The 9,542-nt window shown below is 59.8% G+C and carries 8 protein-coding genes and 1 tRNA gene; 1 reads left to right on the top strand and 8 read right to left on the bottom strand.

Annotated features, from left to right (window positions below):
• Window positions 1-14 precede the first annotated feature (14 nt).
• Window positions 15-101, top strand: a tRNA-Leu gene (locus VF672_RS18525).
• 204 nt (window positions 102-305) lie between these two features.
• Here the strand turns inward: VF672_RS18525 and VF672_RS18520 are convergent.
• From VF672_RS18520 to hfq, 8 genes are all read right to left on the bottom strand, one after another.
• The gene (locus tag VF672_RS18520; protein ID WP_331106004.1) at window positions 306-665 is read right to left on the bottom strand and encodes a hypothetical protein; all 360 of its coding nucleotides are present in this window, start codon (window positions 663-665) and stop codon (window positions 306-308) included.
• 212 nt (window positions 666-877) lie between these two features.
• A complete protein-coding gene (locus VF672_RS18515; RefSeq protein WP_331106003.1) occupies window positions 878-2,812 on the bottom strand; it encodes a methyl-accepting chemotaxis protein in 1,935 nt (644 codons plus the stop codon).
• Window positions 2,813-2,961: 149 nt separating this feature from the next.
• Window positions 2,962-4,254, bottom strand: coding sequence for an adenylosuccinate synthase (locus tag VF672_RS18510; RefSeq protein ID WP_331106002.1), 1,293 nt, complete (start codon window positions 4,252-4,254; stop codon window positions 2,962-2,964).
• A 54-nt stretch (window positions 4,255-4,308) separates the two neighbouring features.
• Complete coding sequence (locus tag VF672_RS18505; RefSeq protein ID WP_331106001.1) at window positions 4,309-5,496, bottom strand: ATP phosphoribosyltransferase regulatory subunit; 1,188 nt, start codon at window positions 5,494-5,496, stop codon at window positions 4,309-4,311.
• Between the two features lie 289 nt (window positions 5,497-5,785).
• Window positions 5,786-6,655, bottom strand: coding sequence for a protease modulator HflC (gene hflC, locus VF672_RS18500; protein ID WP_037015724.1), 870 nt, complete (start codon window positions 6,653-6,655; stop codon window positions 5,786-5,788).
• Window positions 6,655-7,836: an FtsH protease activity modulator HflK gene (hflK, locus tag VF672_RS18495; RefSeq protein WP_331106000.1), complete on the bottom strand. Its 1,182-nt coding sequence runs from the start codon at window positions 7,834-7,836 to the stop codon at window positions 6,655-6,657. Before hflK ends, hflC begins: the two co-directional genes overlap by 1 nt.
• 96 nt (window positions 7,837-7,932) lie before the next feature.
• Window positions 7,933-9,234: a ribosome rescue GTPase HflX gene (hflX, locus tag VF672_RS18490; RefSeq protein ID WP_331105999.1), complete on the bottom strand. Its 1,302-nt coding sequence runs from the start codon at window positions 9,232-9,234 to the stop codon at window positions 7,933-7,935.
• Between the two features lie 12 nt (window positions 9,235-9,246).
• Entirely contained in the window at window positions 9,247-9,507 is a 261-nt protein-coding gene (hfq, locus tag VF672_RS18485; protein ID WP_019691505.1) for an RNA chaperone Hfq, read from the bottom strand.
• Window positions 9,508-9,542: the final 35 nt, after the last annotated feature.

Raw genomic sequence — 9,542 nt, 5'->3', positions numbered from 1 at the left:
TAAATCAGCGCCATGCCCAGATGGTGAAATTGGTAGACACGCCAGCTTCAGGTGCTGGTGACCGCAAGGTCGTGGAAGTTCGAGTCTTCTTCTGGGCACCAAACAAACGAAACCGAGCCAAGTGCTCGGTTTTTTTGTTTACGGGTACTGCTTTATGGAGCATTCCCAAGGCAAGCAGCTCGCGCCATGAGCGCTCATTCCTCTGCTCACCCGCCTGTACCTCGCACCTCAAAATAAGCAGCCGCGGATGTTCGGGTCACCGATTTGGCGCCGCCCTCAACGCTTGTTGTGACGTAGTAGCGGATTTAGGCCGACCGACCCTCAAGCGCTTTCAAACTGTCGAAAGGTACAGCCAATTCAGTCAGGTCCTCGCGGATGTCCAGTTCAGCCTCCCAATAGATTTTCGAGTCCGAGCCAGTTGCCTCCAGCAATACCACCTTCAAGTGATCACCAAGCCTGAAATTGAAGTACCCAGGGCTTTGCTCCGCCTTCAGGATAAAAGGCAGCCCACTAGTGCTCACGGATGCCGAGGCTGCAGACGTTACTTCAGTCGCTAAAAAAGATTGGTTGGCAAGGATGATGTACGGACTCACCGTCGCGACGTCGGCGAGCTTTAGCACTACGGGTTTTGATGGATATTTATAGACGACTGGATCGCTGGGCATGGGGCATTCCTCCATGAGATATAACCCGGCAGGTGCAACCAGACCGGGTTAGAAAGCGCCTGCCTCCTTTCGGCAGCTTCAGGCGCAGCTCAATGCTAGGAACCGCGTGCAAGCATGTCTACTGACACTAATGTCAGTGGGCAAGTGTCACCAGTGGAAAAGGCTATCAAGACGCATGCGACCTGATATCGGCGGTCACTGCGCCGCCGGGTTCATGCACGGAACTGCCCCAGGCTCGCCTTGAGCTGTGCAGCCAGTCTGTCCAGGGTTTTGCCGCTTGCCGTCGTTTCCACCACGGCTTGCGCAGCCTTCTCCGCCTGGGCGTGAATGACTTCAACGCGCCCCCGCACCGCTTGCGCACCCTGCGCCTGATGCTCCGCCGCCCGGGTCGCCAGGCCAATCGCCGCATGGACCTGCTCGACCGACGCCTGCACCGATTGCTGCAACCGGGCGCTGTCCTTCAGCACCGCAAGTCCTTCCTTGGCCTGGCGCCCGGCAAGCCCAATCGTGGCCACCGCTTCACGCGCGCCCGACTGCAGCTTGGCGATGTGCTCTTGAATATCGCCCGTTGAGCTTTGCGTCTTGCTGGCCAGCGCGCGCACCTCATCGGCGACAACGGCGAAACCCCGACCGGTCTCGCCGGCACGCGCTGCTTCAATCGCAGCGTTAAGGGCAAGCAGGTTGGTTTGCTCGGCGATGCCATGAATCACTTCCAGCACCACTTCAATTTGCTGGCTTTGCTGCGCCAGCCGCTCGATGACCTGGGCACCGGTCTCAACCTGCCCGGCCAGCGCCTCGATCAAGCTGCCGACCTGATTGGACGTCCGGGTGTTTTCATCGGTTGCCTGGCGGATATCCACCACCTGCCGCAGCGCGGCCTGCATCGCCTGACTCTCGGCCTGCGCTTCGTCCGCCATCTGCGCCAGCGCCTGAAGGCTGGCAGCGACTTCATCGCGCTGCATTTCGGCAGCCGCGCCAGCACCTGCATTGCGCTTGCTCATGGCGCCGATTTCCACGCCGGTTTGCTGCGCCACGTCGCCCGCCTCGCGAACGATCGGCTGTAACTTGTCAACAAAGCGGTTCACGGCCGCAGCCATGTCGCCTATTTCATCATTGCTGTTGAGTTTGACGCGCTTGGTCAGATCGCCTTCGCCGGCTGCCAGATCATCCAGCGCGCGGTTGAGCAACTGCAAGCGCAGCACGACGCGGCGCCCCAGCACGATGGCCAATACCACCAGCACACCGAGCCCCACCAGAGACAGCCCGACGCCTATTCTCCAGCGCAGCGTACTTGCGGCTTCCTGCACGGCGGCGCTGGTATTGGTCGCCATTGCGGTGGCGGACGATTGCGCCGTTTGCAGACGTGAGCGCAACGCGGCCGAGCTCTCCGTCGCAGCGCCGCCCAGGCTTTCCGAGACCAACTGATCGCCACTGCCGATCAAGGCATTGAAACGCTTGTCCAGCGCCGCTAGATTCTCCTCCACCGATGCGGTGGACACGCCCATGCGCACTTTGCCGATCTCCACACCATTGGGGCTGATCGACGCTTCGACGTAATACACCGAAGGGTCTTTCTGCGCCGCGTTCAGGACCTTGTCCATGGCGCGCTCGCCCTCACCCTTCGCCAGCAAGAGCTTGATCGACTCGTTCTCACGGTTCAGATAACGGGTCAAGTGCTCGCCCTGAGCATCGTCGTACACCACAAACAATACGTTCGGATTGCGTTGCGCGCGCCGCGCAAACTCCGACAGCGCTGGTGTATCGCCATCCCACATTGCCCGCGGCGCAACGGCTGCCAGCAGCTCGGCCATGTCAGTCGCTGAATCCTTGAGGTCTTTCTCCAGCGTCGCACGCAGTTGCTTCTGCTCATCCTTCAGGCGTGTCGACAACCCGGCGCTCAGGCGCTGACGTGTGTTTTGCGAAAGGCTGTCCAGACTAGACGTGACGTCGCGGCTCGCCTGCTCCAGCTCACCCGTCAGATGTTGCGAATCTACACTGAGCCTCGCCGCCAGATCAGCTTCGAGCGCAGTGACCGTGCTCCGAGTGAGGGCAACGGCAACCAGCACCTGCACCAGAAGAGCGATACCAAGAGCGATGAATACGGGCCGCAGCAAGCGGCTGCGCAGAAGAGAAGTAACGGCCGACACAGGAGATCCCCCACAACACACGCCAGCAAAATGATGGCATCGTCTTATAAGTGGAATCACAGCAAGGGTCGTGCCGCAGGCCCAAGTCTTTTTCACAGGCAAAACAAAGGGCCGCCGAGGCGACCCTTTGCTTGCGTTTCAACGACTTATCAGTCGAATGGGTGGCGCAAGACGATTGTCTCGTTGCGGTCCGGGCCCGTCGAAATAATGTCGATCGGCGCGCCGACCAGCTCTTCGAGGCGCTTGATGTAAGCCCGAGCGTTGGCAGGCAGCTCTTCCAGGGTCTTGGCACCTAGCGTCGATTCCGACCAGCCCGGCACTTCTTCGTACACCGGCTCCAGGCCGATGTAGCTGTCAGCGTCGGTCGGCGCATCGATGACTGCACCGTTCTCGTTCTTGTAACCCACGCAGATATTGATGGTTTCAAGACCGTCAAGCACGTCCAGCTTGGTCAGGCAGATGCCCGAGATGCTGTTGACGTCGATGGCACGACGCAGGATTACGGCGTCGAACCAGCCACAGCGACGCGCACGACCGGTGGTTGCACCGAACTCGTGGCCACGCTTGGCCAGGAACGCGCCGACGTCGTCGAACAGTTCAGTCGGGAACGGACCCGAACCCACGCGAGTGGTGTAGGCCTTGGTGATACCGAGGATGTAATCCAGGTACATCGGACCCATGCCGGAACCGGTGGCGATGCCGCCTGCCGTGGTGTTCGAGCTGGTGACGTACGGGTAGGTACCGTGGTCGATGTCCAGCAGGGAACCCTGGGCACCTTCAAACATGATGTCTTTGCCGGCGCGACGCATGTCATGCAGCGTTGCGGTGACGTCGAGCATCATCGGCTTGAGCAGCTCGGCGTATTCCATGCACTCGTCGAGTGTCTTCTGGAAGTCGATCGCCGGCTCTTTGTAGTAATTGACCAGAACGAAGTTGTGGTAATCCAGCAGCTCGCCCAGCTTGGCGGCGAAGCGTTCGCGGTGGAACAGATCACCGATGCGCAGACCACGACGTGCAACCTTGTCTTCGTAAGCCGGGCCGATACCACGACCGGTCGTCCCGATCTTGTGCTCGCCGCGGGCTTTTTCGCGCGCCTGATCAAGGGCCACGTGATAGGACAGGATCAGCGGGCAGGACGGGCTGATGCGCAGGCGCTCGCGCACCGGAATGCCCTTCTCTTCCAGCTTGGTGATTTCGCGCATGAGCGCATCAGGCGCAACCACGACACCGTTGCCGATCAGGCACTGCACGCCTTCGCGCAGGACACCGGACGGAATCAGGTGCAGGACGGTTTTTTCGCCGTCGATGACCAGCGTGTGGCCGGCGTTGTGGCCGCCCTGATAACGCACTACGGCGGTTGCATGTTCGGTCAGCAGATCAACGATCTTGCCTTTGCCCTCATCACCCCATTGGGTGCCCAGGACTACGACATTCTTACCCATAACACTTGTCCTCATTCACGCAAACTTGGTGCCGGCAGCGGCCGGCGGGGAAACTCAAGAGGCCAGCGGCATTACCTGCCAACGCTCGCCCTGCTGAATCAATTGCCGATCACAGTCGGCGTCTTTCGCCGCTGAAACCGGTTGGCCTGGCAACGCCTGGACCACACGCTGACCTTCAGCGCGCAGCTGACAGACCATTTGCCAGAGCGCCGCATCAGTGCTGTCCGGCATCCAGATACCGCCAGACGGTAGCTCGATCGGCGCCTGACCGCGTGTCACCAGGGTTTTCAAATCGGTGGAGAAACCCGTTGCCGGGCGCGCACGACCGAAGTCGGCGCCAATGTCGTCGTAACGACCGCCCTGCGCGATGGACTGGCCCACGCCTGGCACAAACACCGCGAACACTACACCGGTGTGGTAGTGGTAGCCGCGCAATTCGCCAAGGTCAAAATACAACGGTAGCTCAGGGAACCGGGCCGACAGACGTTCGGCGATTTCCTGCAGATCATCCAGCGCTTCAATGACGGCCGCTGGCGCATTCGCCAGACGGTCACGCGCCTGTGCCAACACCGTACGGTCGCCACACAGATCTACCAGCGCGCGCAGCATGCTGGCCAGATCAGCGGGCAGACCTTCGGTCAATGCGATGACTTCGTCGATGGCTTTGCGCTGCAGTGCATCAAACAGCTGTTGCTCGACTTCGCCGGACAACCCCGCCGCACGGGCCAGGCCACGGTAAATCCCGACGTGGCCCAGATCCATGTGAAGGTCCGGAACATCAGCCAGCCGCAACATCGCCAGCATGAGGCTGATGACCTCAACGTCACTGCTCGGGCTCGCATCGCCGTACAGTTCAGCGCCCAGCTGGATCGGGCTGCGCGAGGAAGACAACGCCCGCGGCTGAGCATGCAGCACGCTGCCAGCGTAGCAGAGACGGCTCGGACCTTCGCGACGCAGGGTGTGCGCGTCGATGCGCGCGACCTGCGGCGTGATGTCCGCGCGGAAACCCATCTGCCGACCCGATTGCGGATCTACAACTTTAAAGGTACGCAGATCCAGATCCTGGCCCGCACCCGTGAGCAGTGATTCGAGGTATTCGATGTGCGGGGTTACGACGAACTCGTAGCCCCAGCTCTGAAACAGATCCAGCACCTGACGACGCGCGACTTCAATGCGCGCAGCTTCCGGCGGCAGTACTTCTTCGATGCCATCCGGCAGCAGCCAGCGGTCAACCGTTGCCATTACGCCTTTCCCCTATGATCCGGGCGGCCGGCCCTTGGGCAAGCCTTGAGTGAAGCAGACAGCATTCTGCGGACGCAGGGCATGGAAAGTCCGATGCCTGATGCGCCGCCCTATCGTGAACACCGTCCTCGAAAAAACTGCCGCGCACGGAACACGCCACGGCCAATCAATCGTGCAGACGCAAAAAAGCCGGGAATTTCCCGGCTGCCGCATCATACACACGTTTTGTCGCGTGATCACCCCGACGGGCCGTTTTGCCGCCCGGCGGAGTGTTCAGATGCTGATGCGATTACGGCTTGGCTTTTTCCAGATAGCGGAAGAACTCGCTGCTAGGATCGAGCACCATGACGTCGCTCTTGTTCGCGAAGCTTTCACGGTAGGCGCGCAGGCTACGGTAGAACGCGTAGAACTCCTGATCCTGACCGTACGCCTTGGAGTAGATCGCAGCCGCTTGTGCATCACCGTCGCCACGTGCCTCTTCAGACTCGCGATACGCTTCCGCCAACAACACGCGGCGCTGACGATCGGCGTCGGCACGGATACCTTCAGCCAACTCGTTACCCTTGGCGCGATGCTCACGGGCTTCACGCTCACGCTCGGTGCTCATGCGCTCGAACACGCTGCGGTTCACTTCCTTCGGCAGATCGATGGCCTTGACCCGAACATCAACAACTTCGATGCCCAGCTCTTTGCCCGCCATGGTGTTGAGCGATGCGGTGATGTCAGCCATCAACGCGTCACGCTCACCCGAAACCACCTCATGCAGCGTGCGCTTGCCGAACTGGTCACGCAGACCGGATTCGAGACGACGAGACAGACGCTCATCGGCAATCTGCTTCAGGCCGGATGTCGCGGTGTAGAAGCGCTCAGCGTCCTTCACACGCCATTTGGCATAGGCGTCAACCATCACGGCTTTCTTTTCCAGCGTGAGAAAACGCTGAGTCGGCGCATCGAGGGTCATCAATCGACCATCAAACTTGCGCACCTGATTTACGTAAGGAATCTTAACGTGCAGGCCTGGCGAGACATCCGCCTGAACCACGCGACCGAACTGCAGTAGCACCGCGCGCTCGGTCTGAGCGACGATATAGAAGCTGTTCCATGCGACCACGGCCAACACGACGCAGACAATCAGGGCCACCAGAGATTTATTGCTCATCAGCGAGTCTCCCTAGTGCGCGTGTCACGCTGCTGTTGCATATCCGCTGCCCGTGAGCCCGGGTCTACCGGTGCGGCAGCAGCGCCGCCAGTGGTAGACGAGTTGGAACCGTTACGACTGCTATCGATCATTTTGTCCAACGGCAGGTAAAGGAGGTTGTTCTGACCCTTGTCACCGGTCACGAGCACCTTGCTGGTGTTGCTGAAGACTTCCTGCATGGTGTCCAGATACAGACGTTCACGCGTGACTTCCGGTGCCTTGCGGTACTCGGCGACCAGTTTGGTAAAGCGATCCGCCTCACCCTTGGCGCGAGAGACCACTTCATCACGATAACCGTTGGCGTCTTCGACGATACGCTGCGCCTGGCCTCGTGCTTCCGGAATCACACCGTTGGCGTAGGTTTCGGCCTGGTTGCGTGAGCGCTGCTCGTCTTCACGGGCGCGGATCACGTCATCGAACGCTTCCTGGACTTCGCGCGGCGCCGCAGCGCTTTGCACGTTGACCTGAGTCACGGTGATGCCGGTGCGATAGGTATCCAGGAACCGCTGCAGGCGTTCCTTGATTTCACTGGCCATCAATTCACGGCCTTCAGTCAGCACCTGATCCATGGCGGTCGAACCGACCACATGACGCAAGGCACTTTCGGTCGCATGCTGCAGGCTGACTTCAGGCTGATCAACGTTCAGGACGAAATCCTGCAGGTTGGTGATCTTGTACTGCACGGTCAGCGGCACTTCGACGATGTTCTCGTCTTCGGTGAGCATCTGGCCCTGCTTGCTGTACGCACGTTCACGCGTCACGTTCTCGAGGTACTTGCGGTCGAACGGCGGGAAGTAGATGTTCAGGCCTGGTCCGACGGTCTCGTAGTACTTGCCGAAGCGCAGCACAACGGCCTGTTCCTGCTCGTCGACTACATAGATCGCGTTGTACAGCCAGATTGCAAGCAGCACGACAAGGCCGATGCCGAGCAGGCCGAGGCCACCGCCCCTGCTGGAACCACCGCCGCTGCCGCCACCATCGCCACTGCGTTTCTTGCCACCACCGAACAACCCATTCAGGCTTTCCTGCAGCTTACGGAAGGCCTCGTCGAGATCCGGTGGCCCCTTGCGGTCGCCGCCCTTGCGCTTACCACCCCAAGGATCCTGATTATTCGAGTTGCCACCCGGCTCATTCCAAGCCATAGCGCTCTCCATCTGATAAAGCAAAGACGCGCCCGCGGCGCGCCGACCAATGCTACAGAATGCCCGTCAAAGCGGTACAACCGCTTTGTCAGGCTTTTATTGCAAAGTGTGTTGCTCGATGAATTCCAGCGGCTGCAGTCCTTCGCGACTCACCAGGCGATTGAATTCAACTCGGGGTAACCGTACAGCCAGGAGACTCTGGCCTTGTTCGTCGTGTTCTTCGCTCTGTACCGCACCCAGCTTGAAAAACTGGGCGCGCAACCGGGCAAATTCCTGCGTCAGGCGTAAGGTCCCTACAAAGAGATCGTTGCCCAACACTTCGGCGATGGCTTGCTTGAGCAAGTCCAGACCACGCCCGTCACGGGCCGAAACCCAGACTCGCTGCGGCTTGCCATCGGCATCGCGTTGAATCTGCGGCTCAACCCCTTCAAGCAGATCGAGTTTGTTATAGACCTCCAGCATCGGCAAGTCCTGAGCGCCAATCTCACCCAGCACCACCATGACCTGCTCGATCTGCTCAAGGCGATCGGGCTCGTGAGAGTCGATCACGTGCAACAGCAGATCGGAGTTGCTCGACTCTTCCAGCGTAGCTCGAAAGGCTTCGACCAACTTGTGCGGCAAGTGGCGGATGAATCCCACCGTATCGGCCAACACAATAGGTCCCAAGTCGTTGACTTCAAGTCGACGCAGCGTCGGGTCGAGGGTCGCGAACAGTTGATCGGCCGCGTAGACGTCGGAGTCGGTCACCGCATTGAACAGCGTTGACTTGCCGGCGTTGGTGTAGCCGACAATCGAGACCGTCGGGATGTCAGCGCGAGAACGACCACGACGGGCCTGATCACGCTGGCTGCGGACTTTTTCAAGCCGGCCCTTGATCTGACGCAAGCGCACCCGCAACAGGCGGCGGTCTGTTTCGAGCTGGGTTTCACCCGGACCACGCAGACCGATACCACCGCCCTGGCGCTCAAGGTGCGTCCAGCCACGAACCAGGCGCGTGCTCATGTGCTCAAGCTGGGCCAGTTCGACCTGCAGCTTGCCTTCATGGGTGCGTGCCCGCTGGGCGAAGATGTCGAGAATCAGCCCCGTACGGTCTAGCACGCGACACTCGAAAACACGTTCGAGGTTACGTTCCTGACTGGGTGTGAGGACGTGATTGAAGATGACGATATCTGACTTTTCGGTTTTGACCAGGTCGCGCAATTCCTCGACCTTGCCGCTGCCTACCAGATATTTGGCCGTTGGCCGATGCCTTGGCACGTTGACGAACGCGACAATGTCGGCGCCGGCCGACAGTGCCAGTTCCCGGAACTCCTGCGGATCTTCGCGCGCCTCAGGGTCCTGACCATCCAAGTGAACGAGGATGGCCCGTTCACCACCGCTGTGGCGCTCAAAGAACAAAGCAGACTCCTATCAGGCGTTACCCGGCTCGGCATCAGCCTGCTCGGATTCGGTAGCGCTGGGCAGACGAATCGGGCGAACAGGAACGACGGTCGAGATGGCGTGTTTGTAGACCATTTGGCTGACGGTGTTTTTCAGCAAAATAACGAACTGGTCAAAAGATTCGATGGTGCCTTGCAGCTTGATACCGTTTACCAGGTAGATCGAAACCCCAACCTTTTCTTTACGCAAAGTGTTCAGGTAAGGGTCTTGTAGCGAATGCCCTTTTGACATGTGCCGCACTCCTTTAAGGATCAATAGAATAATTC

Source organism: Pseudomonas sp. (genome assembly GCF_036387035.1).
Lineage (GTDB): Bacteria > Pseudomonadota > Gammaproteobacteria > Pseudomonadales > Pseudomonadaceae > Aquipseudomonas.
The sequence above is the reverse complement of the archived record's forward strand: the minus strand, read 5'-3'. Positions and strand labels throughout refer to the sequence as shown.

Excerpts from the sequence above, each read along its gene's own strand:
- hfq (WP_019691505.1), bottom strand. The coding sequence starts at position 9,507 with ATGTCAAAAGGGCATTCGCTACAAGACCCTTACCTGAACACTTTGCGT.
- VF672_RS18505 (WP_331106001.1), bottom strand. The coding sequence starts at position 5,496 with ATGGCAACGGTTGACCGCTGGCTGCTGCCGGATGGCATCGAAGAAGTA.
- VF672_RS18510 (WP_331106002.1), bottom strand. The coding sequence starts at position 4,254 with ATGGGTAAGAATGTCGTAGTCCTGGGCACCCAATGGGGTGATGAGGGC.
- hflC (WP_037015724.1), bottom strand. The coding sequence starts at position 6,655 with ATGAGCAATAAATCTCTGGTGGCCCTGATTGTCTGCGTCGTGTTGGCC.
- hflK (WP_331106000.1), bottom strand. The coding sequence starts at position 7,836 with ATGGCTTGGAATGAGCCGGGTGGCAACTCGAATAATCAGGATCCTTGG.
- VF672_RS18520 (WP_331106004.1), bottom strand. The coding sequence starts at position 665 with ATGCCCAGCGATCCAGTCGTCTATAAATATCCATCAAAACCCGTAGTG.